This window comes from Paraburkholderia fungorum, assembly GCF_046027215.1.
GTDB lineage: Bacteria > Pseudomonadota > Gammaproteobacteria > Burkholderiales > Burkholderiaceae > Paraburkholderia > Paraburkholderia fungorum_D.
In genome coordinates this window covers 1,856,434-1,880,073 of record NZ_JAQQEN010000001.1, presented here as the reverse complement: position 1 = coordinate 1,880,073, position 23,640 = coordinate 1,856,434, and the positions used below count along the sequence as shown (strand labels likewise).

Genomic DNA, 23,640 nt, shown 5'->3' with positions numbered 1-23,640 from the left:
GTCCGCGCTCGCCTCACCGCATAAAAAAGCCGCTCGCCAGAAACGAGCGGTTTTTTTTCGCCTCCAAGAAAGGTCTGCACAATCGCAACATGTACGTGAACGTACACGTTGTACTATACTGCCGACTGTCCGTCATGCCTGCCCAATCCTATGTCGAAGGACTCACCCGCCCTGTTGACCGTGCGCGATGCCGCCGAGCGCCTCGGCGTCACGCCGCGCACGCTGAAGTACTACGAGGAACGCGGCCTCGTCTCGCCTACACGCAGTGAAGGCCGTTACCGGCTGTATGACGAAGAAGATCTGAAGCGCTTCGGCCGGATCCTGCGGCTGCGTTCGCTCGGCTTCTCCCTGCATGGCATCACGGAAATGCTGAAACGGCCGCTCGAGCCCGTGGACGGCGGTCATCGCTTTTCCAACGAATCGCTGCAGCAGATTCGCGATGCCATCGCGCAACAGGTCGACGCGCTCGATGCCCGCATCGAAGCGATGCGCCGCGAGCTAAAGGAAGCGCAGAAGCTGCGAGCCGAGTTGAGTCCTGACCTCGACTATCTGGAGCGCCGCCTGGCCGGCGAGAACGCCGACGCGCTGCTGGAGCAGCGCCGCGACGCACGCGCCAAAACGGTCGCCGCGCCATCGGCCAAACGCGGCAAAGCGGAACGCGCCCCCACAACCGACGACCCCGCCGCGGACGAATCCCGATGAGCACCGCGTCCTCCCGTGTGCCGCTCTTCAGTGTCGAAAAGCTGCGCGGCGACTTCTTTCCGTGGGTGCTGGCGGTCGTCACCGGCCTCGACTACTTCGACAATTCGATCTTCTCGTTTTTCACCAGCTACATTGCGGGCGGCATCAATGCGTCTCCGGATGAACTGGTGTGGGCATCGAGCGCCTATGCGGTGGCGGCCGTGCTCGGCATCCTGCAGCAGCAGTGGTGGGTCGAGCGCTTCGGTTACCGGCGTTATGTGGCTGGCTGCATGCTGCTCTATTCCGCGGGCGCGGTGGCGGCCGCCTTGTGTGAGTCATCGATCGAACTGGCGTTCGCGCGCGGCTTCCAGGGCTACTTCATCGGCCCGATGATGGGCGCCTGCCGCATCCTGATCCAGATGAGCTTCACGCCGCGGCAGCGGCCCGCCGCAACACGCGCGTTTATCGTTCTGATCCTCCTGAGCAGCGCGCTCGCGCCATTGATCGGCGGCCACCTGGTCGGTTCTTTCGGCTGGCGCGCGCTGTTCGCCTGCACGGCGCCAGTGGGCGTCCTGTTCGCCGCTCTGGCACTGCTCGCCCTGCCCGACTCGGGCAGCCGCCTGCCGGAAGAACGCGGCTCCGCGCATTTCTGGCCGTATGTGATCTTTGCGTTCGCGCAAGGCGCGCTGCAAATCGTCATGCAGCAGGTGCGCTTCCAGTTGTTCAGCGCGTCGCCCGGACTGATTCTGTTGACGGTCGCCGGGATTGCCGCCCTGGGCTGGTTCGCGTATCACCAGTGGCACCATCCAACGCCGCTCGTGCGTCTCTATGCGTTGCGCGAGAGAGTCTTCCGGGCCGGCCTTGTGCTGTACATGTTCTACTACTTTGTCTCAACGGTATTCAGCTATCTGATCTCGCGTTTTCTCGAAAGCGGTCTCGACTATCCAGTCGAAAACACCGGGCAACTGGTCGGCGTGACGTCGCTGATTTCGGCCAGCGCGCTGGTCGTCTACCTGCGTTACGCGAAGCTGCTGCCACGCAAGAAGTGGGTCATCGTGCCGGGTTTCGCGGTGGCCGCGTTCGCCGCGGCGTGGATGACGCGCATGTCGCCCGGCGTGGGCGTTGCGGCGCTGATCGTGCCGCTCCTGTTACGCGGCCTGCTATTGCTGTTCATCGTGCTGCCGGTCGCCAATCTGACCTTTAGAATCTTTGCCATCGAAGAATTTACGCACGGCTACCGGCTTAAAAACATCGTGCGGCAATTGACGATCTCGTTCGCGACGGCTTCCGTGATCATCGTCGAACAGCATCGCCAGGCGCTGCATCAAACCCGCCTCGCCGAGTTCGTGAATCCGTACAATCCGTTGTTCCAGAACTCGCTCGCCGCGTTGACGAACGGCTTGACTGCTGCCGGCCGCTCGCCGTCCGAGGCGCATTCGCTGGCGCTGCTGGAAATCAGCCGGACGGTCGCGCAGCAGGCGAGCTTTCTGGCGTCGCTGGACGGCTTCTACTTTCTGATCGGCATCGCGATATGCGGCGGCATTTTTGCCGCGTGGCAAAAACAGATCGACTGAGGGTTCATCAGGCCATGCTTTCGAAACTCACCCATTGGCTAGGCACGCGCCGCCGCGACCGCGCGCTGCGCGACTACGCGATCGACGACGCGCTCTGGCAGGCCACGCTCGACGGCCTGCCGTTCCTCGCCCACCTCGAGGCGCCGGATCTCGTCCGCTTGCGCGAACTGACGAGCCTGTTCATCGCGCAAAAGGAATTCTCGACCGCGCACGAACTCCAGTTGACCGATGCGATGACCGTGGCGATCGCCGCGCAGGCCTGTTTGCCGGTGCTGAACCTCGACCTCGACCTGTATCGCGGCTGGGTCGGCGTGATCGTCTATCCGGGCGAGTTCGTGATCCGCAAGACCGTCGAGGACGAGGACGGCGTGGTGCACGAAGTCGAACACGATGCCAGTGGCGAAGCGTGGGAAGGCGGCCCGGTGGTGCTGTCGTGGGAAGACGCGCAGATGACGGACGGCACGGACGCCTACAACGTGGTGATCCACGAATTCGCCCACAAGATCGATATGCTGACGGGTGAAGCGGATGGCCATCCGCCGCTGTTGCGCCGCTGGCACGCACCGCTCGATTCACGGGCGTGGGCCGACGTCTTCGACCATGCATACGACCACTTCTGCGCCAAAGTCGACGCCGTGCCGGAGCGGCGCTGGGCGCGTTTCGAGCGCGATTCGCTGATCGATCCGTATGCGGCCGACCATCCGTCGGAATTTTTTGCCGTGTGCAGCGAGGCACTGTTCGTTCAGCCGCTCGCGTTCGAGGCGGAATATCCAGAACTGTACCGGCTGCTGGCGCGCTATTACCGTCAGGACCCGGCACGCGTCGGGGTAACGTTCACGCCAGTCTGACCCGACCCGGCACGGCCCGGCAAAACTGCCGCCGCGCAAGCCGCCCCGCCTGATTTAGCTGGCAAAAAGCACGCAGAAAGGTCGTCAACCGACTGATTTTCTGGCATAATCGCCGTTTTTCGACCATAGGCAAGTGGCTCGCGCCTAGATGCGGTTCGCTTCAAAAGCGGCTGCACGCGGGTTGGCTACCGCCAGATTAAAGGAAAGACCATGAAAGAAGGCATTCACCCGGATTACCGCGAAGTCCTGTTCGTCGACATGTCGATCGACTTCAAGTTTGTCACGCGCTCGACCATCCTGACGCGTGAAACCGCCGAATTCAACGGCAAGACCTACCCGCTCGCCAAGATCGAAGTGTCGTCGGAATCGCATCCGTTCTACACCGGCCAGCAAAAGATCATGGACACGGCAGGCCGCGTCGAGAAGTTCAACAAGAAGTTCGGCTCGCGCGCTACCGGCAAGGCAGCAGCGAAGTAATACCCGCCTCGTCGCCGGCCCAGGGCCGGAAACGAAGCAGCAGCAAAAAAGGGCAGCGCGAGCTGCCCTTTTTTGTCGCCTCATGCCGGGCATCTGTCCGTGACACCGCGCCGCGCCCGTGTCCAGCGCCGTGTTACAGACACTCCGCCCACGTTGCGAGCCGTTACCGGCCGTGACGCGCATCGCACGGCACGACTACAATGCCGGATGCTCCAAATTGGCCATTCCAGCCGGACATGCCATCCGGTCCCGGCTGCACCGCTTATCCGATAACCACACACCGCATGAGACCTGCCGTTCGCCTCACTGCCTCCGCGACCAGTGCTTTACCGCGCTGGCTGCTGCTGACCATCTGTATCGTCTACGCGTCGTTTGGCCTGTTCGGCCGCGATCCGTGGAAGAACGAGGACGCAGCCGGCTTCGGCGTCATGTGGACCATGGCCAACGGCGGCGTCCACGACTGGCTGCTGCCGAATCTGGTCGGCAAATACCTCACTGAAGACGGCCCGCTCGGCTACTGGCTCGGAGCAAGCGCGATCCGCGCACTGGCGCCGTGGGTCGACGCGAGCAACGCGTCGCGGGTGTTCACCGGCCTGCTGTTTTGCGCCGGCTGCGCGTTCGTCTGGTATGCCGCCTATCTGCTCGGCCGGCGCGCCGAAGTCCAGCCATTCAAATACGCATTCGGCGGCGAGCCGGAACCACGCGACTATGGCCGCACCCTCGCCGACGGCGCGCTGCTGATCCTGCTCGCCTGCTTCGGCCTCGCTGAACGCGGTCACGAAACCACGCCGCAACTGGCCCAGTTCGTCGGCATCGCGATGCTGGTGTACGGGCTCGTGCGCTCGATCGACAAACCCATTCAGGGCGCGCTGATCTGGGGGCTGGCACTCGGCCTCGTCACGCTGGCAAGCAGTCCGGTGCTGGTCGGCGCGCTGCTGCTCGGTACCCTGGCGATGACATTGATCGTGCGCGAAACGCGCCCGCGCTGGCTGTTGCTGGCCGGCTTGCCGGTTGCCCTCGCGTTGTCGGTCGCGTGGCCGATTGCCGCACTCGCGGTTTTTCCGGAAGACGCCGTCTGGTACCTGAATCAGTGGGTACACGTCAGCGTGAGTTCGTTTGCCGGGCCGCCAGGCGCGGTGACCCTGTACGCGCTGAAAAACCTGCCGCTATTTACATGGCCGGCCTGGCCGCTGGCGATCTGGGCGTGGTTCAGCTGGTCGGGGCTGCGGCGTGGGCCGCACGTGGCGATCCCGTTGTCGGTGATTGGGCCGCTGCTGGTGCTGGTCGTTTTGCAGAGTCACCAGTCGAACCGGCTGTATATGCTGTTGCTGCCGCCGCTCGCCGTGTTGGCCACGTTCGCATTGCCCACGCTCAAGCGCGGCGCGATCAACGCGATCGACTGGTTCGCGCTATTGAGCTTCACGATCCTCGGCAGCTTCGTCTGGCTGGTTTATGCCGCAGGCCTGACCGGCTTCCCGCATCCGCTGGCGCGCAACCTCGCACGTCTCGCGCCTGGATTTGCACCGCAGTTCAAGATCCTGTCGTTCGTATGCGCGGTCGCCGTGACAGTGTGCTGGTTCGTGCTGGTGCGCTGGCGCCTCGCGCGCCATCCGAAGGTTCTGTGGCGCAGCGTCGTGCTCTCGAGCGCGGGGACCACGCTGATGTGGGTGCTGCTGATGACCTTGTGGCTGCCGGTCGTCAACTACAGCCGGACCTACAAGGACGTCGCCGAACAGATCGCGAGCCATCTGCCGGACGACTACACCTGCATCTCGCCGGTGCGCCTGGGCAATGCGCAGATCGCGACCTTCGCCTATTTCGGCGACATGCATTTCTCGTTCAATGAGGATTGCGATGTGATTCTGCGTCAGGACACCCAGGATTACGGCGATCCGAGCGCCATGCCGGACTTCATGTGGAAGCTGGTGTGGGAAGGCCGCCGTGTGGCCGACCGTGACGAACGCTTCCGCCTGTACGTGCGCATCGATCGCCCGAAAGCGCCCACTATCAAGCGCCGCAGCTGGCACAAGAAGCTGGACTGAGCATGTTCGCCGACGCACGGAAAATCGCCAGCCTCGCGTGGCCGGTACTGATCGGTCAACTGGCGATCATCGCGTTCGGTGTGATCGACACGGCGATGGTCGGCCGTTATTCCGCCGTCGATCTCGCGGCGCTCGGCCTCGGCTCGTCGATCTATATTTCCGTCTACATCGGCCTGACCGGCATTCTCACCGCTCTCCAGCCGATTGCCGCGCAACTCTACGGCGCGCGCCGCTACGTCGAAATTGGCGAGGAAGTGCGCCAGGCGTTGTGGCTCGCGCTGGCATTGACGGTGATCGGCTTTCTGATTCTCTATTTCCCAGGGCCCGTGCTGAATCTGGCACGCGTGCCCGAGGCGTTGCATGAACGTACCGTCGCGTACCTGCGGATCCTCTCGTTCGGCTTGCCGGCCAGTCTCGCCTTTCGTGTCTACGGTTCGCTCACCAATGCGGTTGGCAAGCCGCGGCTGGTGATGATCCTGCAGATCGGCGCGCTGCTGCTCAAATTTCCGCTCAACACATGGTTCATCTTCGGCGGCCTCGGCATACCGGCGCTTGGTGGCCCGGGCTGCGCGCTCGCCAGCATCATCATCAACTGGGGACTCGCGGTAGTCGGCATGCTGCTGTTGACGCGGGTTGACGTGTTCACGCCGTTTGCAATCTTTGCGCGCTTCTGCTGGCCGGTGTGGCGGCGGCAGGCGGCGCAACTGCGGCTCGGCATTCCGATGGGCCTCTCGTATCTGATCGAAGTCACTTCGTACACCTTCATGGCGCTTTTCATTGCGCGCTTCGGCACGACGACCCTCGCCGGCCATCAGATCGCCGGCAATATCGGCGCGGTGCTGTATATGACGCCGCTGTCCATCGGCATTGCCTCGTCGACGCTGGTCGCGCAGGCGCTCGGCGCGCATCGTCATGAAGCGGCGCGCACCTTGTCGCGGCACGGCATCATGATGGCCGTGATGATCGCCTGCTGCTACGGGGCGATCGTGCTGGTGCTGCGGCCGTACGTGATCGAAGGTTATACGCCGAATGCGCTGGTCGCCGCGGCGGCGATGCCGCTGGTGTTGATCGTCGTGTGCTATCACCTGTTCGATGCGCTGCAGATCACCACGGCGTTCGTGCTGCGCGCCTATAAGGTTGCCGTGGTGCCGACCGTGATCTATGCCGTTGCGCTATGGGGCGTGGGACTGGGCGGGGGTTATCTGCTCGGCTTCAACGTGACGGGCGGCATACCCGTCTGGCTGACCGGTGCGCGTGGTTTCTGGGTCGCCAATACCGCGAGTCTGGCGATTGCCGGCATTGGCTTGCTGCTGTACTGGCGGACCGTGAGCAAGCGCTATCTGCATGCAGAGGCAGGGGTCAGGGCGGATCCGGCGGTTTGACTGCGTGACGCCCGAGGGCGCGATGCGGGCAGCGTGGGGCTGTGTTCCTGTAAAACAGGCTTTTGTGTGGTCCACAGACGCGCTGTGGGAGCGGTATCGAATAGCTGACCGTTAGTTGCGTATTTGGCCATAAAAAAGCGGCTGTGCTAGCCGCCGCCCTTCTCAATGCTCTCAAGCCGTTTGTGCATGCGTCGCGGCCTGATCGTGGCGCTCGAAAATCTCCCGCGCCGCGAACAACGCGTTCAATGCCGCCGGGAAGCCGGCATAAAGCGCCATCTGGATGAACACCTCGACGAGCTCCTCGCGCGTGCAGCCGACGTTCAGCGCCGCCTCGATATGCACCTTTAACTGCGGTTGCGCACAGCCGAGTGTCGCCAGCGATGCAATCGTGGCGATTTCCCGCGTCCGCAGATCCAGTTGCGGCCGGCTATAGATGTCGCCAAAGCCGAATTCGATCAGCAGCCGGCCGAAGTCCGGTGCAATCGGCGCGAGCGCGGCGATGACCTGTTCGCCCGCTGAGCCGTCGATTTCCTTCAGCTTGTTCCAGCCCCGGGTGTAGCGATCGTTTTGTCCGTGTTCCATGGCGAGTCCTTTTCCGAATGCGTTTGAGTTGAGTCGGTTTGTCGTGTCGAATTGCTCACAGCGGGCGTCCGCACAACCGTTTCGGCGACGGATTCGTAATACGCGATCTTGTCGATAATCGCGCCGAGATTGCTCTGCAACTCTACAATCCGCGCCAAAACCGCATCCCGATGCGCCACCAGCATGTCGCGCCGCTCCTCTACCGTAGGCTGACCTTTTGCCCGCAACGCCGCGAACGCCTGCATTCCGGCGATCGGCATGCCGGTCGCCTTCAGGCGCATAACGAATTGCAGCCAGTCGAGGTCGGCCGGCGCATACAGGCGATGCCCCGCCTGCGTGCGCCCGACCGCCCGGATCAGACCGGCCTGCTCGTAGTAGCGCAACGTATGCGTGGAAACGCCGATTGTCTCGGCGACCTGGCCGATGGTGAGTGCTTTTGACATGACAGAACTCAGGTTAGGACTTCGAGTGCACTCTAAGTCAAGCGGACCATACTGTCATTTGTTTGATTTTTTCTGGATTGATCTATTAGCGCACAAAGGCTTAATCGGCAGGCAAAAGGTTTAAATATTGTCCGCATTGATTTACTTGTCATGATTCGATCGGTATAAATCGTCCGCGATCGCAAATAAGGGCGCGCAATTTGTTCTATGCTTAAGCGCAGCGCCTGCTGACAGGATGCGTCGTCCCGAGTTTTCTCTTTGCGGCTAACTTTTTTGCCCTCAATGGAGTGCTTGCCATGCTGAAGAAGCTTCTTATGCTTTGCGTTGCTTTGGCTTTATCGCTATCGGCCGGATTTGCGGCGGCCGTCGAAGTCAATTCCGCCGATCAGGCGGCGCTCGAATCGGTCAAGGGCATCGGCCCGGTGCATGCAAAAGCCATTATCGACGAACGCACCAAAAACGGACCGTTCAAGGATGCCGATGATCTCGCCACGCGCGTCAAGGGCATCGGCACCAAGTCCGTGACCAATCTCGAAGCGGCGGGTTTGACGATCAACGGTTCCTCCACGCCGCCGAGCGGCGCCAAGCCAGCCACGAAGCCCAACAGCACCGCGAGCACCAAGGCGGCGCCTGCAGCGGCTACGCCGGGCGCGGCCCCCGCTCCGGCACCGGCGGCGCCCGCTGAAGCGTCGGGCGCCAAGCCGTCGAAGTCGAAGAAGAAGAGCAAGGCTGCGGCATCCGATACGGCCGCGGCATCCGCGCCGGCCACGGCGGCCGCGGCAAGCGCGCCAGCCGATGCATCCGGCGCCAAGGCGTCGAAGAAGGCGAAGAAGAGCAAGGCGGCATCGGCTGCCGCAGCCTCTGGCGGCGCGTAATATCGGTTGAGCGCCGGCGGCGCGGCGGCTACTTGATGATGAACCCGTCCGCGCCGCCCCGCTGCCACGCACCTGCCTTCCACTGGCGCCGCGCAACCGCGCGGCGTTTTCACCCGCTGACTCGTCAAGTACGCGTCGGCATTCAAGAGAGACCGTCATGAGCCTACTCGACACCATCGGTTCCATGCTTGGTAAATCGCCCGAAGGCGGTGGCCAGCAAGCCCTGATTTCCGCCGCACTCGAATTCGTCAACAACCAGCCAGGCGGGCTCAACGGCCTGATCGACCGTTTCAAGGAAAAGGGTCTCGGCGACGTCGTGTCGTCGTGGGTCAGCAACGGCGAAAATCAGCCGATCGCACCCGACGCGCTGCATAGCGTGCTCGGCTCGGAAACCGTCACCAACCTCGCGGCGAAAGCCGGCGTGCAGCCGGACCAGGTCACCGGCCTGCTCTCGCAGCTTCTGCCGCACGTCGTCAATGCGGCAACGCCCGAAGGCGAAGTCCCCGCCGAAGGCAAACTGAATGCGACCACCGTGCTCGGCGCGCTCGGCGGGCTGTCGGCCCTGCTCGGCAAGGGCAACGCGTAAGCCGCGCTGACTGCCTCGCAACAGGCGAAAAAAGCGGCGAAAAAAAGCGGCAACGAAGGTCACTTCGTTGCCGCTTTTTCAATGCCGGCGGGGGGGGGGGGGGGGCCCCGCCCCCCCCCCCCCCCCCCCCCCCCCCCCCCCGCCCGTCGCCTGATCGCTTAATGCACGACGCGTTCGAATACCAGCTTGCCGTCTTCGATCTCGACCGGAATCACGTCCTTCGGTCCGAACTTGCCGGCCAGAATCAGCTTCGCAACCGGGTTCTCGATCTCCTGCTGGATCGCGCGCTTCAACGGCCGTGCACCAAACAGCGGATCGTAGCCGACCTTGCCCACATGCTCGAGCGCCGCGTCCGACACCACCAGTTGCATGTCGAGCTTGGCAAGCCGTTCGTGCAGACGCTGCAACTGAATCCGCGCAATCGACTGGATGTTTGAGCGATCGAGTGCGTGGAACACGACGACATCGTCGATCCGGTTGAGGAATTCAGGCCGGAAATGCAGCTTCACTTCTTCCCAGACTGCGTCCCTCACCGCTTCCTGCGGCTCGCCCACCATCGCCTGGATCACCTGCGAACCGAGGTTCGACGTCATCACGATCACTGTGTTCTTGAAGTCCACGGTACGGCCTTGCCCGTCGGTCATGCGGCCGTCGTCGAGCACTTGCAGCAGCACGTTGAACACGTCCGGATGCGCCTTCTCGATTTCGTCGAGCAGGATCACGCTGTACGGCTTGCGGCGTACTGCCTCAGTCAGATACCCGCCTTCCTCGTAACCGACGTAGCCCGGCGGCGCGCCGATCAGACGCGCGACGCTATGCTTCTCCATGAATTCGCTCATGTCGATACGGATCAGATGATCTTCCGAATCGAACAGGAACGACGCCAACGCCTTGCACAACTCGGTCTTGCCCACACCGGTCGGGCCGAGGAACAGGAACGAACCATACGGCCGGTTCGGATCCGCGAGACCCGCGCGTGAACGACGGATCGCGTCGGCCACCGCAGTGATCGCTTCGTCCTGACCGACCACGCGGTCGTGCAGTTTCTCCTCGATCTGCAGCAGCTTTTCGCGCTCGCCCTGCATCATGCGCGAGACCGGAATGCCGGTGGAGCGCGAGACGACTTCGGCGATTTCTTCCGCACCGACCTGCGTGCGCAAGAGGCGCGGACGCGTCGGATTGTTCTGCTCCTTCGCTTCGGCCTGGGTCACTTCCTTCAATTGCGCTTCGAGCCCCGGCAGCTTGCCATACTGCAATTCGGCAACCTTCTCCAGCTTGCCCTCGCGCTGCAAACGCGTGATTTCGGCGCGCGTTTTCTCGATCTCTTCCTTCAACTGCGCGCTGCCCTGCACCGCCGCCTTTTCCGCGGTCCAGATTTCTTCGAGGTCCGAATATTCGCGATCCAGCCGCTCGATTTCTTCCTCGATCAATTGCAGACGCTTTTGCGACGCCTCGTCTTTTTCCTTCTTGACGGCTTCGCGTTCGATCTTCAACTGGATCAGGCGACGGTCGAGCCGGTCCATCTCTTCCGGCTTGGAGTCGATCTCCATCTTGATCTTCGAAGCGGCTTCGTCGATCAGGTCGATTGCCTTGTCCGGCAGGAAGCGATCCGTGATGTAGCGATGCGACAGCTCCGCCGCCGCGACGATCGCCGGGTCGGTAATATCCACGCCGTGGTGCAGCTCGTACTTCTCCTGCAAGCCGCGCAGGATCGCGATGGTTGCCTCCACGGTCGGCTCGTCGACCAGCACCTTCTGGAACCGCCGCTCGAGCGCGGCATCCTTCTCGATGTACTTGCGATATTCGTCGAGCGTGGTGGCGCCCACGCAATGCAGCTCGCCGCGCGAGAGCGCGGGCTTGAGCATATTGCCCGCGTCCATCGCGCCTTCGGCTTTGCCCGCGCCGACCATGGTGTGAATTTCGTCGATAAAGACGATGGTCTGGCCTTCATCCTTGGCGATGTCGCTCAGCACGGCCTTCAGGCGTTCCTCGAACTCGCCGCGATACTTGGCGCCGGCCAGCAGCGCCGCCATATCGAGCGACAGCACGCGCTTGCCCTTGAGCGTTTCCGGCACTTCGCCGTTGACGATACGCTGCGCGAGACCTTCGACGATCGCGGTCTTACCCACGCCCGGCTCGCCGATCAGCACCGGATTGTTCTTGGTGCGGCGCTGCAGGATCTGGATTGAACGGCGGATTTCGTCATCGCGGCCGATCACCGGATCGAGCTTGCCTGCCCGCGCCCGCTCGGTCAGGTCGACGGTGTACTTCTTCAGCGCTTCACGCTGACTTTCGGCGTCCTGACTATGCACCTGCGAGCCGCCGCGCACGGCGGCGATCGCGCTTTCGAGCGACTTGCGCGACAAACCATGCTGACGCGCCACGCGGCCAGCCTCGCCTTTATCGTCGGCGACCGCGAGCAGGAACATCTCGCTCGCGATAAACGTGTCGTTGAGCTTCTGTGCTTCCTTGTCGGCCTGGTTCAGCAAACCGGTCAGTTCGCGGCCGATCTGCACGTTGCCGTCGGTGCCCTGCACCTGCGGCAGACGCGTCATGGCGTCGTTCAGGGCCGTTTGCAGCGCCTGAACATGCACGCCGGCGCGCGACAGCAGCGAGCGCGCCGAACCATCGTGCTGGGCAACCAGCGCGGACAGCACGTGAACCGGCTCAATGTATTGATTGTCATGGCCGACGGCGAGACTCTGCGCATCGGCTAGTGCTTCCTGGAATTTAGTGGTGAGTTTGTCGATTCTCATCAAGCGACCTCCAATTTCGAATACCACCAAAATGAGGCGTTTTACGCAGGTTTCAAGCGCTTTTTTGCAGTTAGCAACAACTATTTAACATTTGGCGCGCGAGAATTGCCTGACCGCCTTCAGGAGAGCGGCACCGGGCGCCCGCCTGTCGGCGCGGACGGAACGACGGGAATCACGACGCTCAGGCCGAGCAGCGCAGCCAATGGTCCGTGCGGCTTGGCGACATCGCCGATGGTATGGCGATCGAGTTCGGCCAGGAACGCGTTGCGGGCCGCTTCGAGCGCGCCCCGCAGACGGCATTGCGGCGTAATGACACAGCCGCGCCGTTCGCCTTGCTGGTCTGGAAAGCAGCCGACCAGCGCAAAGTCGCTTTCCGTGGCGCGCACGATCTCGCCGACCGTCAAGGCGCTGGTTCGCTCGGCGAGCCGCAGGCCGCCGTTACGCCCGCGAACGGTCTCGACCCAGCCGAGTTCGCCGAGTTGCTGCACCACCTTCATCAAGTGGTTCTTGGAGATACCATAGGCGTCCGAGATATCCTGGATCGTCGATAGTCCCTCGCCGCGCACGGCAAGGTACATCAGGACACGTAGCGAATAATCCGTGTAGTCGGTCAGTCTCATAATTGCGGGTGTCACGATGAACGCAAGCCGCGATCTGGGGATAACCGCGTCGATGCAAGGGTTGCCGGGGGCCGTCGCTTCGCCATAAGATGCAGGCCTTGTGCATATTTAATTATTTTGCGCTGACTGGCGGAGTTTGTCTTCCGGCAGTAATGGTACCGTTTCCCGCCCGAACCATTTCTACGAAAAGCGGGGGATTCGCGGCCTACTTCCTTTTCGTTTTGACACAGTTTGAGGCCATTCTGACGGCCTGTGACAATGCGTCGCGCATAGCCGAGTTTTCTGGAAATCGTATGAATCCGTCCTTTCCCGCCGCGCCGGGCGTCGAGCGCGCAGCCGAACCCACCGATGCGAATATTCGCGAACTCGTCTACGGCTTCTATGATCGCGTGCGCGCCGACCCGCTACTTGGCCCCGTGTTCGAAGCGACGCTGGCGGGGCGCTGGGACGACCATCTGCCCAAGATGTGCACGTTCTGGGCGAGCCTCGTGTTGGGCGCGAAGCAATACCGCGGCAACGTGCAGCAGGCGCATCAGCCGCTCGAAGGCGTCGAACCGCAGCACTTCAGCCGCTGGTTGTACCTGTTCCTGGATACGGTGGAGTCGCGCTACGAGCCCGCTGCGGCGATCCGTTTCATGGAGCCGGCGTTGCGTATCGCGCAGAGTTTGCAGTTGAGCCGCTTCGGCTGGGACTACACGATTCCGGCAGAGCAGCAGGCTTTGCTGGATCGTATCGCGCCAAAACGGCGCCCCCGCGACGATGAACCGCATGAAACCGCGCGACCGCGTGGCGAACCGTTTCCGACACGCATCATCGGCAAGGCGCGGGACGATTGACCTGGCGCGGCGCGCGACATGTGCCCAGCGGAGTAACGCGGGCCCTAGTCCATCGCCTGGTTGTCCGACTCGATACCCCAACGGGCCAGTGCGGCGTCATCGGTGACGCGGGCATCCACCCAGCGCTCGCCTGCCTCGGTTTTCTCTTTTTTCCAGAACGGCGCCTGGGTTTTCAGATAGTCCATCACGAATTCGCATGACGCGAAGGCGTGGCCGCGGTGTGTGGCGGTGGTGGCCACCAGCACGATCTGGTCAAGTGGATAAAGCTTGCCGACCCGGTGCACGATCAGTACCTCGGTTCCCGGCCACCGCTCGCGAGCGCTCACGACGATCGCTTCCAACGACTTCTCCGTCATGCCCGGATAGTGTTCGAGTTCCATCGTTTCCACCGCGCTGCCGTCGTTCAGATCGCGCACCGTGCCGACAAAACACGCGACTGCGCCAATCTTCGGATTGCGCGCGCGCAAGGCGGCCACTTCAGCTGTGAGGTCGAAGTCTTCCGTTTGGACGCGAACGGGCATCTCTGGCTCCTTGACGGTTTTCGCGAAGTTCTCGCGACGTTCTGGCGCGGTTCAGCCGCCCGTGACGGGCGGAAAGAACGCAACTTCGCAGCCTTCGGTGAGGCGCGCGCCGGCATCGGTCATCACGTGATTGCAGGCCATGCGCAGCGCGCGGCCTTCGGCGAGCGTGTCGGCCCAGATGCCGCCGCGTACGCGCAACCAGGCGCGCACGTCGCCGACCGTGGCGATGCCGTCGGGCAGATCGACCGATTCGTCAGCGGTATCGAGTGCTTCGCGCACGCTCGCAAAATATCGGAGTTGTATCTTCATCAGGACGCCACCGGCTATTGCCGGCCTTAGTTCAGCAATTCGGAAAACGGAATGAAGCGCACGGTTTCGCCGGCGCTGATCGCGTGGTTCGGTGGATTATCGATCAGGCCGTCGCCCCATACAGTGGACGTCAGCACGGCCGAGCTCTGATTGGGAAACAGATCGAGGCCCCCGGCCGCATTGACGCGCGCGCGCAGGAATTCGTTGCGGCGGTCAGCCTTGCTCTGCGTGAAATCGGCGCGCAGTGCCAACGCGCGCGGCGCAACGTTCTGCACACCGGCCAGACGCAGGACAAACGGACGCACGAACAGTAGAAATGTCACGAAGCTGGAGACAGGGTTGCCCGGCAGGCCGATGAAGAAGGTTTCGTCTGACGAAGCCGCCTCTGCCTGGTGAGCGGCGCGGCGCACCGCGCCGAACGCAAGCGGCTTGCCCGGTTTCATCGCGATTTGCCACATCGAGAGCCGCCCTTCCGCCTCGACCGCGGGCTTGACGTGATCTTCCTCGCCGACCGATACACCACCGCAAGTCAGGATCAGATCGTGTGCCTGCGCGGCTTCGCGCAGCGTCGCACGGGTAGCGTCGAGCTTATCGGGCACGATGCCGTAATCGGTGACGTCGCAGCCTAGTTTCTCCAGCAGCCCGCGCAGCGTGAAGCGGTTCGAGTTGTAGATCGCACCGGGTTTCAGCGGCTCGCCAGGCATGGCCAGTTCGTCGCCGGTGAAGAACACGGCGACTTTTACGCGGCGGCGCACCTGGAGCTCGGCGCAGCCTACAGAGGCGGCCAATCCCAATGCTTGCGGCGTCAGGCGCGTGCCCGCTGGAAGGATGATCGAGCCGCTGCGGATGTCCGCGCCCTGGGCCGTGATCCATTCGCCGGGTGCCGGGCTGTGCAGGATCGTGACCTCGTTGCCGGCAGCCTCGGTTTGTTCCTGCATCACGATGGCGTCGGCGCCCGGTGGCACCGTAGCGCCCGTGAAGATACGGGCTGCCGTGCGTGTCTTTAACGGCTCGGGCGCGTGGCCGGCTGGAATGCGTTGCGAAACCGGCAAGCGGCGATTGCCGTCAGCCAGGTCCGCGGTGCTCACCGCGTAGCCGTCCATTGAAGCCGTGTTCATTGGGGGCACGTCGAGCGGCGAGACGACGTCTTTCGCCAGAACGCGGTTTAACGCTTCCAGCGTGGCAATGACCTCGGTGCCGGCGATCGGTTCCGCGGCAACTAGCAACGTTGCGAGGGCGTCGGCGGTAGAGAGCATCGGCGCGCGGGGTACAGAAGGCGTAGGCGTGGACATCGATGGAGAACGCGCGGGACTTAAAGGAATATTGTAACTGGCGGGGGGCTGCGGATGGGCGACGCTTTGCTATCGTCGACATGTCAGTGGGCGCGGCGCGCCTGCGTGAGGCAGAGGCGCCGCCGTCCACCGCGCGACTCCAGATGCGAGGACGGGCGACGCCGGCTTACGGAATTCTCCGGCCGCTCTACAGAAGTGACAGCGCCAACTGACAACCCGCGCGCAGATATTCCACCTGGGCGATCACCAGGTCTCTGACCGCGGCCTCACCGCTATCCGTAAGTTTCGCTTTCTTTGCCTGCAGAACACTGAGTTGTAGCAACTGGACCGAAACATCCATCGACTTCTGGAACGCCGTCAGATTATTGTGTTTTCCGAATTGCTCAATGACAGCGTCCATCCGACGATCCGCATCGTCGCGCAACGCCATGTATTCGGTGATCGTTACTTGTCCGTCGCCGTAAATCGTGGCAACTAACTTTTCGAGAGATTTGGATTCAAATGTCATCATTTGCCTCGCTCGTGAGTGAGGCTCATTTATATATGACGAAATACTTTCGACGGACTGGCATGATGCCGCACCCGCGACAACCGGCAAGTAACGGCATGGGTTGGATTTCGATGCGATCAATCGGCGCGGCAACGGACCGCGCGCTGATGCCGAGGATCGAGCGCGAGTGCATCGCCGCACTCGATCCCCAAACGCCTTACTCGCCCGTGTTCGCGACGATAAAGTCCTTCACGCGCTGCACGTCCACCGGCAGCACTTCAAACCGCTGCGGCAGCGATTCCAGACCCGAAAACGCGGCCGGGCGTTCCGGTTCACGCAGCAGCGCTTCGCGGATCGTTTCGCCAAACTTGATCGGCTGCGCGGTCTCCAGCACGATCATCGGGATGCCCGCTTGCAAATGCTCGCGCGCCACCTTCAGGCCATCGGCCGTGTGCGTGTCGATCATCGTGTCGTAACGCTCGAACACGTCGCGGATCGCTTCCACGCGGTCCTCGTGGCTGCTGCGCCCTGATACGAAGCCAAACTCCTGCACGCGCGCAAAGTCCCCGCTCGCCGCCAGGTCGAAGCCGCCCTTCTCTTCGACATCGCGGAACAGTTGCAACACCCGCGCCGGGTCGCGGCCCAGCAGGTCGAAGACGAAACGCTCGAAGTTCGATGCCTTCGAAATGTCCATGCTCGGGCTGCTCGTGTGGTACGTCTCGGCCGCCTTGCGCACGCGGTAAATGCCCGTGCGGAAAAACTCGTCCAGCACGTCGTTTTCGTTCGTCGCGACCACCAGCTTTTCAATCGGCAAACCCATCATGCGCGCGATATGACCCGCGCAGACATTGCCAAAATTGCCCGACGGCACCGTGAACGACACGCGCTCGTCGTTCGACTTCGTCGCGGCGAAATAGCCCTTGAAGTAATACACGACCTGCGCCACCACGCGCGCCCAGTTGATCGAGTTGACGGTTCCGATCTTGTACTTCGCCTTGAACGCGTGATCGTTCGAGACCGCCTTGACAATGTCCTGGGCATCGTCGAACACGCCCTCAACCGCGATGTTGAAAATGTTCGGATCCTGCAGGCTATACATCTGCGCAGTCTGGAACGCGCTCATCTTCTTGTGCGGCGACAGCATGAACACGCTAATGCCCTTCTTGCCGCGCATCGCATACTCAGCCGCGCTGCCGGTGTCGCCCGAGGTCGCGCCGAGAATGTTCAGCGTCTCGCCGTGCTTGGCCAGCGCGTACTCGAACAGGTTGCCGATCAACTGCATCGCCATGTCCTTGAACGCAAGCGTCGGACCGTTCGACAGTTCCAGCAACGACAGCGGCGCGCCGTTCTCGACGCCCAGCGTCTTCAACGGCGTGATCTGCGCGGCGCTTTCGTCGTCGCGCACGTTGCAGTAGGTCGCGGCGGTGTACGTCTTGCGCGTCAGCGCGCGCAGGTCTTCAGTGGGAATGTCGTCGCTGAATTTCGACAGGATCTCGAAGGCGAGATCCGCGTATGGCAGCGTGCGCCAGCGTGCCAGCTCGTCCGCGCTTACGCGCGGGTATTCGGCCGGCAGGTAGAGGCCGCCATCTTTCGCCAGACCGCCCAGTAGAATGTCGGAAAACGTATGGCGCTCGCCGACTCCGGCGCCGCGCGTAGAGAGGTAGTTCATAGTTCGGCCTAGTTCAGCGCTTCCATGCGCAGCTTCGTGACTTGCGAGACAACGGTCTTCAACGCTTCAATCGTTTTGATCGCAGCGTTGACATTCTTTTCAACCGTTTCGTGCGTAATCAGGATGATGTCGGTTTCGCCCTTGCCGTTCGCGTCGACCTGCTCCGATTCCTTCTGCAGCAGCGCGTCGATCGAGATGCCCGTGTCCGCGAGAATGCGCGTGATGTCGGCCAGCACGCCCGTCACGTCCGCCACCCGCAGACGCAGGTAGTAACCGCTGGTCACTTCGTCGATCGGCAGGATCGGCGTGCTCGACAGGCTGTCCGGCTGGAACGCCAGATGCGGCACGCGATGCTCCGGATCGGCCGTATGCAGGCGCGTCACGTCGACCAGATCAGCCACCACGGCGGACGCCGTCGGCTCCGCGCCCGCACCCTTGCCGTAGTACAGCGTGGTCCCGACCGCGTCGCCATGCACGACAACGGCGTTCATCGCGCCTTCCACGTTTGCCAGCAGGCGCTTTTCCGGAATCAGCGTGGGATGCACGCGCAGTTCAATGCCCTTGTCGGTGCGGCGCGCGATGCCGAGCAGCTTGATGCGATAGCCGAGTTCTTCAGCGTATTTGATGTCGATCGCGGCGAGCTTGCTGATGCCTTCGACGTACGCCTTGTCGAACTGCACCGGCACGCCGAACGCGATCGCGCTCATGATCGTCGCCTTGTGCGCGGCGTCGACGCCTTCGATGTCGAAGGTCGGATCGGCTTCGGCGTAACCCAGTTCCTGCGCCGCCTTCAACGCGGTCGCGAAATCGAGCCCGCGGTCGCGCATCTCCGAGAGGATGTAGTTCGTCGTGCCATTGATGATGCCGGCGATGTACTGGATGCGATTGGCCGTCAGCCCTTCGCGCAGCGCCTTGATGATCGGAATGCCGCCCGCCACCGCCGCTTCGAACGACACCATCACGCCGTTGGCGCGCGCCGCCTCGAAAATCTCCGTGCCGTGCACCGCCAGCAATGCCTTGTTGGCCGTGACCACATGCTTGCGGTTCCTGATCGCGCGCAGCACGAGGTCGCGCGCCACACCGGTGCCGCCGATCATTTCCGCCACGATATCGATCGACGGATCGTCCACCACCGCGTTGAAGTCATCGGTCAGCGCGACGGTGCCGGCTTCACTGCCGAGCGCCGCGGTCGCCTTGGCGGGATTGCGCACTGCAATGCGCGTAATCTCGATGCCTCGACCCGCGCGGCGTTTGATTTCTTCCTGATTGCGGCGCAGTACCGTGAAGGTGCCGCTGCCTACCGTGCCGAAGCCCAGCAGTCCAACTTTGATCGGTTCCATGCAGCGTGTGTTTTCGAGTAAGTGATTAAAAGGAAACTGGGGCAGTGGGCGGCGCGCACCGGGCGCGCCATCCACATCAAGCCGTGTGGCGTTTGCGGTAACCGTCGAGGAAACGCGCGATCCGGTTGATCGAATCCGCCAGATCGTCCACGTTCGGCAGGAACACGACGCGGAAGTGATCCGGCGTCTTCCAGTTAAAACCGGTGCCTTGTACGAGCAGCACACGCTCTTCGAGCAGCAGGTCGAGAATGAACTGCTGGTCGTCCTGGATCGGGTAGATCTTCGGATCGAGACGCGGGAACATGTACAGCGCCGCTTCGGGCTTGACACAGCTCACGCCCGGGATCGCCGTCAGCATGTCATACGCGAGTTCGCGCTGTTTGTACAGGCGTCCGCTCGGCATGATCAGGTCGTTGATGCTCTGATAGCCGCCCAGCGCGGTCTGGATCGCGTACTGGCCGGGCACGTTCGGGCACAGGCGCATCGAGGCGAGAATGCCTAGCCCTTCGAAATAATCTTTTGCGTTGCGGCGGTTCTCGCCGGTCAGGCCGGAAATGAACATCCAGCCGGCGCGATAGCCGCACGAGCGGTAGCTCTTCGACAAGCTGTTGAAGGTGACCGTGAGTACGTCTTCGGAGAGCGCGGCCATCGACGTGTGCTTCTTGCCGTCGTAGATGATCTTGTCGTAGACCTCGTCGGCAAAGATCACGAGGCCATGCTGGCGCGCGATTTCGATCAGCCCGAGCAACAGTTCGTCCGAATACAGCGCACCGGTGGGATTGTTCGGATTGATCACCACCAGCGCACGCGTGTTCGGCGTGATTTTCGCGCGGATGTCGTCCAGATCGGGCATCCAGCTATTCGATTCATCGCAGATATAATGCACCGGCGTGCCGCCCGAGAGACTCACGCCCGCGGTCCACAGCGGGTAGTCAGGCGCTGGCAGCAGCACTTCGTCGCCGTCGTTCAGCAGGCCCTGCAGCGCCATCACGATCAGCTCGGAAGCGCCGTTGCCGATGTAGATGTCGTCCAGTTCGACGCCATGCACGCCCTTTTGCTGCGTGTAATGCATGATCGCCTTGCGCGCGGCGAACACCCCCTTGGAATCCGAGTAGCCGGACGAGCCCGGCAGATTCAGGATCATGTCCTGGATGATTTCATCCGGCGCGTCGAAGCCGAACGGCGCGAGATTGCCGATGTTCAGCTTGATGATCCGGTGGCCTTCTTCTTCGAGCCGCTTCGCATGTTCGAGGACGGGCCCGCGAATGTCGTAGCAAACATTCAACAACTTGTTGGATTTGAGAATCGGTTTCACGGCGGGCACTTCATCCTGTTGATAGGCTTGGGCGAACAGGCGGGGGCGAAAAAACGCGACCCAGGCAAGTCCGCCAACACGGTGAATTCGGACGCGGCACGACCGGCGACGGCCGCCGGACGCGGATCGGGGCCATTTCGCGCAACCGGCGGATTGCGCCGGAACAGCCGCGAAACGGTCAAAAGCAGGTAAAAGCAGGCCAAAGCAGGCAAAAAACCGGCGAAAGCGGGCGAAAAGCGCGCGGACCTGGGTGAGTGGTCAAGAGGCCGCAGCCGTCTGCCCTGTGCGGCTTATGGCAGCACACGAAGCGAGGGGCGCCGCTGGGCGGCTAAAAAGTTATAATTTAGCGGATTTTGGCCGACTTCCGCAATGCACCAACCGCATCGGCAAGCCTTTTCGGCCGCTTCTGTCCCACTCGTGTGTCCCACTCGCGTCAAACCGCCCTGCTTGCGCTCCGCCGGTCAGGCCGCCAACACGCATGATGTCTCACGACGACTTCGGAAAACGAATTTGAAATTACATCAGGATTCCAGCGGCGCCCTCAATACCGTCACCGGCTATGGCGTCGACTATGTCGAAATCAATCTGGTGCGCCACTCGGGCAGCATTCTCGTGCTGCCGCAGGCGCCCGTCATCGCCTGGCCCGTCTCCTCTTTCGACGCCCTCACGGCCGGGCACTTTGCCATGCTGATCGACTCGGCGCCCGAAGTGGTCGTATTCGGCAGCGGCGAACGCCTGCGCTTTCCGCATCCGCGCCTGACCGCCGCGCTCGCCGCCAAGCGCATCGGCGTCGAGACGATGGACTTCAAGGCCGCCTGCCGCACCTACAACATTCTCATGGCCGAGGGCCGCAAGGTCGCGGCCGCATTGCTGATCGAAGCGTAAGCGGCCGTACCGGTGCTCGCTGCGAGGCTATCGCATAGGTCCTATGGCGACTGCAACGCTCCACAGGGCCCGCCGGACCCTGAACTGAGGGTGCACCCTGGCCGCGTCACGGCCGATAACGTACACTGCGCGCCATTAGTGCAGCGACCGCGCGCAACTGCCGGTTGGCCGGCGTCGCGGTTGGCCGGCCTGCGGACGGCCGCCCCGCGAATTGTCGGCCTGCGTCTGGATGCCCCCGCGGATGGCCGCCCGCTTACGGTCGCCCCGCGGTTGGCCGCCCCGCGGATGGCCGCCCCGCCCGTTTTCCGAATAACATCGCCTCGCTGCCCACGCGGCGTCGCCCAACAGGTTGAAATCCATGAACGATACGCCGACGAGGCTACCGCTCAATCGCACCGCCGTCCTGCTGCTGGTGCTGGCCCTCGCCGTGATCTGGTTCGTGCCGCTCGGCTGGCGCCATCTGCTGCCCAGCGACGAAGGCCGCTACGCCGAAATGGCTCGCGAGATGTTCGTCACCGGCGACTGGATCACGCCGCGCTACAACGGCTACAAGTATTTTGAGAAGCCGCCGCTGCAAACCTGGGCGAACGCGCTCACCTTCGCGTGGTTCGGCATCGGCGAATGGCAGGCACGGCTCTACACCGCGCTAACAGGCTTTGCCGGCGTGCTGCTGATCGGCTTCACCGGCGCCCGTGTGTTCAACACGGCAACCGGCGTGTTCGCGGCGATCGTGCTGGCGACCTCGCCGTACTGGAGCCTGATGGGCCACTTCAACACGCTCGACATGGGCCTGTCGTTCTGGATGGAACTCACCCTGTGCGCCCTGCTGCTAGCGCAGCGTCCCAACCTGCCGAGCGGCGCTGTGCGTGCCTGGATGTGGGTGTGCTGGGGGGCGATGGCGCTCGCCGTCCTGTCCAAGGGCCTGGTCGGCGTGATCCTGCCCGGCGCGGTGCTGGTGCTGTACACCCTGATCGCACGCGACTGGGCTGTCTGGAAGCGCTTGCATCTGATCGGCGGACTGATCGTATTCTTTGCGATCGTCACGCCATGGTTCGTGCTGGTGCAGCAACGCAACCCGGAATTCCTGAACTTCTTCTTTATCGTCCAGCAGTTCAAACGCTACCTGACACCTGAACAGAACCGTCCTGGGCCCTTCTATTACTTTGTGCCGGTGCTGCTGATCGGCTTCCTGCCCTGGCTGTCGGTCTGCGTGCAAAGCGTTCGCCACGCATGGCGCCTGCCGCGCCAGCCGAACGGCTTTGCGCCGGTCCTGATGATGCTGGTATGGACCATCTTCATTTTCCTGTTCTTCAGCGCGTCGCACTCGAAGCTGCTGTCCTATACGCTGCCGATCGCTCCGGCGATCGCGCTGCTGATCGGCATGTATCTGCCGCTCGTCACACGCGATCAATTGCGCCGCCATCTGGCCGGATACGCGCTGTTTCTCGTGGTGGCAGCCTTTGCCGCGCTGTTCATGTCGCGCTTCGGCAGCGCGCGCAATCCGGCCGATCTCTACGTCGCATACCGCACCTGGGTGCTGGCGGCGCTCGGCGTCGCTTTCGTGCTGACGCTGGCCGCGCTGTGGCTCAATCGCCGCGGCCGGGCCGGCAGCCTGGGCGCCATCGCTACGTTCGGCGCGGCGTGGCTGCTGCTCGGCACTATCGCCGGCACGGGTCACGACGTGTTCGGCCGCCTGAGCTCCGGCGCACCGCTCGCCCCCGCCATCAAGGCCGAAATTGCCCGTTTGCCCGCGGATACGCCGTTTTACTCGGTCGGTGTGCTCGACCACACCCTGCCGTTTTACGTCGACCACACGATGATCATGGTCGAACATGCCGACGAGCTAGCCTTCGGCGTGTCCGTCGAACCGCAAAAGTGGCTGCCCTCGGTCGACGCCTGGGTCGAACGCTGGAAGGCCGACCGCTACGCGCTCGCGCTGCTGCCGCCGCCGACCTACGACGCGCTCCTGAAGGAGGGCCTGCCGATGCAGGTCGTGACGCGCGATTCGCGCCGGGTGGTGGTGATGAAGCCCCTAGCGGCCTCAGACGCGGCGGCGCCCGACGCAGCGGCGCCCGACGCGGCGGCACCCATGGAAAAACCACAACAATGACCCCATA

Annotated in this window: 22 protein-coding genes; 11 read left to right on the top strand and 11 right to left on the bottom strand. The window is 62.9% G+C overall.

Annotation, left to right across the window (positions count from 1 at the left end):
• Window positions 1-150: 150 nt before the first annotated feature.
• The 6 genes from PQR27_RS08370 to PQR27_RS08345 all read left to right on the top strand — a co-directional run bounded on the left by PQR27_RS08370 (window position 151) and on the right by PQR27_RS08345 (window position 7,004).
• Window positions 151-702, top strand: coding sequence for a MerR family transcriptional regulator (locus PQR27_RS08370; protein ID WP_408523155.1), 552 nt, complete (start codon window positions 151-153; stop codon window positions 700-702).
• Window positions 699-2,255 (top strand): MFS transporter, encoded by a 1,557-nt coding sequence (locus tag PQR27_RS08365; protein ID WP_408523154.1) that lies wholly within the window; start codon window positions 699-701, stop codon window positions 2,253-2,255. The genes PQR27_RS08370 and PQR27_RS08365 overlap by 4 nt, the downstream gene beginning before the upstream one ends.
• Window positions 2,256-2,269: 14 nt before the next feature.
• Window positions 2,270-3,103 carry a M90 family metallopeptidase gene (locus tag PQR27_RS08360; protein ID WP_408523152.1) on the top strand — a complete coding sequence of 278 codons (834 nt, stop codon included), beginning with the start codon at window positions 2,270-2,272 and terminating at the stop codon, window positions 3,101-3,103.
• Between the two features lie 210 nt (window positions 3,104-3,313).
• Window positions 3,314-3,580, top strand: coding sequence for a type B 50S ribosomal protein L31 (locus PQR27_RS08355; RefSeq protein ID WP_074763880.1), 267 nt, complete (start codon window positions 3,314-3,316; stop codon window positions 3,578-3,580).
• Window positions 3,581-3,864: 284 nt separating this feature from the next.
• Window positions 3,865-5,622 (top strand): ArnT family glycosyltransferase, encoded by a 1,758-nt coding sequence (locus tag PQR27_RS08350; RefSeq protein WP_408523151.1) that lies wholly within the window; start codon window positions 3,865-3,867, stop codon window positions 5,620-5,622.
• Between the two features lie 2 nt (window positions 5,623-5,624).
• On the top strand, window positions 5,625-7,004 hold the full coding sequence (locus tag PQR27_RS08345) for an MATE family efflux transporter (protein ID WP_408523150.1): 1,380 nt from the start codon (window positions 5,625-5,627) through the stop codon (window positions 7,002-7,004).
• Window positions 7,005-7,175: 171 nt separating this feature from the next.
• On the opposite strand, the gene PQR27_RS08340 is transcribed toward PQR27_RS08345, so the two are convergent.
• Window positions 7,176-7,586, bottom strand: coding sequence for a carboxymuconolactone decarboxylase family protein (locus PQR27_RS08340; protein WP_408523149.1), 411 nt, complete (start codon window positions 7,584-7,586; stop codon window positions 7,176-7,178).
• Window positions 7,538-8,029 (bottom strand): MerR family transcriptional regulator, encoded by a 492-nt coding sequence (locus tag PQR27_RS08335; RefSeq protein WP_408523148.1) that lies wholly within the window; start codon window positions 8,027-8,029, stop codon window positions 7,538-7,540. Before PQR27_RS08335 ends, PQR27_RS08340 begins: the two co-directional genes overlap by 49 nt.
• Before the next feature lie 296 nt (window positions 8,030-8,325).
• Between PQR27_RS08335 and PQR27_RS08330 the strand changes: the two genes are divergently transcribed.
• A complete protein-coding gene (locus PQR27_RS08330) occupies window positions 8,326-8,904 on the top strand; it encodes a ComEA family DNA-binding protein (protein WP_408523147.1) in 579 nt (192 codons plus the stop codon).
• Window positions 8,905-9,061: 157 nt separating this feature from the next.
• Window positions 9,062-9,490, top strand: a complete 429-nt coding sequence (locus PQR27_RS08325; protein ID WP_494471437.1) for a YidB family protein — start codon at window positions 9,062-9,064, stop codon at window positions 9,488-9,490.
• A gap of 158 nt (window positions 9,491-9,648) precedes the next feature.
• Here the strand turns inward: PQR27_RS08325 and clpB are convergent, their stop codons facing one another.
• Window positions 9,649-12,246 (bottom strand): ATP-dependent chaperone ClpB, encoded by a 2,598-nt coding sequence (clpB, locus tag PQR27_RS08320; protein ID WP_408523146.1) that lies wholly within the window; start codon window positions 12,244-12,246, stop codon window positions 9,649-9,651.
• Between the two features lie 119 nt (window positions 12,247-12,365).
• The gene (locus tag PQR27_RS08315; RefSeq protein ID WP_408525438.1) at window positions 12,366-12,866 is read right to left on the bottom strand and encodes an Rrf2 family transcriptional regulator; all 501 of its coding nucleotides are present in this window, start codon (window positions 12,864-12,866) and stop codon (window positions 12,366-12,368) included.
• Window positions 12,867-13,159: 293 nt separating this feature from the next.
• Here PQR27_RS08315 and PQR27_RS08310 point away from each other — a divergent pair, with 293 nt between their 5' ends.
• Window positions 13,160-13,702 carry a group III truncated hemoglobin gene (locus tag PQR27_RS08310; RefSeq protein WP_408523145.1) on the top strand — a complete coding sequence of 181 codons (543 nt, stop codon included), beginning with the start codon at window positions 13,160-13,162 and terminating at the stop codon, window positions 13,700-13,702.
• Between the two features lie 44 nt (window positions 13,703-13,746).
• Here PQR27_RS08310 and moaE read toward each other — a convergent pair whose 3' ends face one another.
• The 7 genes from moaE to PQR27_RS08275 form a co-directional block, all read right to left on the bottom strand.
• On the bottom strand, window positions 13,747-14,223 hold the full coding sequence (gene moaE, locus PQR27_RS08305) for a molybdopterin synthase catalytic subunit MoaE (protein ID WP_408523144.1): 477 nt from the start codon (window positions 14,221-14,223) through the stop codon (window positions 13,747-13,749).
• Window positions 14,224-14,274: 51 nt separating this feature from the next.
• Entirely contained in the window at window positions 14,275-14,532 is a 258-nt protein-coding gene (gene moaD / locus PQR27_RS08300; protein WP_408523143.1) for a molybdopterin converting factor subunit 1, read from the bottom strand.
• Between the two features lie 26 nt (window positions 14,533-14,558).
• On the bottom strand, window positions 14,559-15,788 hold the full coding sequence (locus tag PQR27_RS08295) for a molybdopterin molybdotransferase MoeA (RefSeq protein WP_408523142.1): 1,230 nt from the start codon (window positions 15,786-15,788) through the stop codon (window positions 14,559-14,561).
• Between the two features lie 223 nt (window positions 15,789-16,011).
• The gene (locus PQR27_RS08290) at window positions 16,012-16,335 is read right to left on the bottom strand and encodes a hypothetical protein (protein ID WP_408523141.1); all 324 of its coding nucleotides are present in this window, start codon (window positions 16,333-16,335) and stop codon (window positions 16,012-16,014) included.
• Between the two features lie 196 nt (window positions 16,336-16,531).
• A complete protein-coding gene (thrC, locus tag PQR27_RS08285; RefSeq protein WP_408523140.1) occupies window positions 16,532-17,983 on the bottom strand; it encodes a threonine synthase in 1,452 nt (483 codons plus the stop codon).
• Window positions 17,984-17,991: 8 nt separating this feature from the next.
• Window positions 17,992-19,323 carry a homoserine dehydrogenase gene (locus PQR27_RS08280; protein ID WP_408523139.1) on the bottom strand — a complete coding sequence of 444 codons (1,332 nt, stop codon included), beginning with the start codon at window positions 19,321-19,323 and terminating at the stop codon, window positions 17,992-17,994.
• Between the two features lie 76 nt (window positions 19,324-19,399).
• Window positions 19,400-20,647 (bottom strand): pyridoxal phosphate-dependent aminotransferase, encoded by a 1,248-nt coding sequence (locus PQR27_RS08275; protein WP_408523138.1) that lies wholly within the window; start codon window positions 20,645-20,647, stop codon window positions 19,400-19,402.
• A gap of 501 nt (window positions 20,648-21,148) precedes the next feature.
• Here PQR27_RS08275 and PQR27_RS08270 point away from each other — a divergent pair.
• Complete coding sequence (locus PQR27_RS08270; protein ID WP_408523137.1) at window positions 21,149-21,523, top strand: Mth938-like domain-containing protein; 375 nt, start codon at window positions 21,149-21,151, stop codon at window positions 21,521-21,523.
• A gap of 358 nt (window positions 21,524-21,881) precedes the next feature.
• Complete coding sequence (locus PQR27_RS08265) at window positions 21,882-23,633, top strand: glycosyltransferase family 39 protein (protein ID WP_408523136.1); 1,752 nt, start codon at window positions 21,882-21,884, stop codon at window positions 23,631-23,633.
• Window positions 23,634-23,640: the final 7 nt, after the last annotated feature.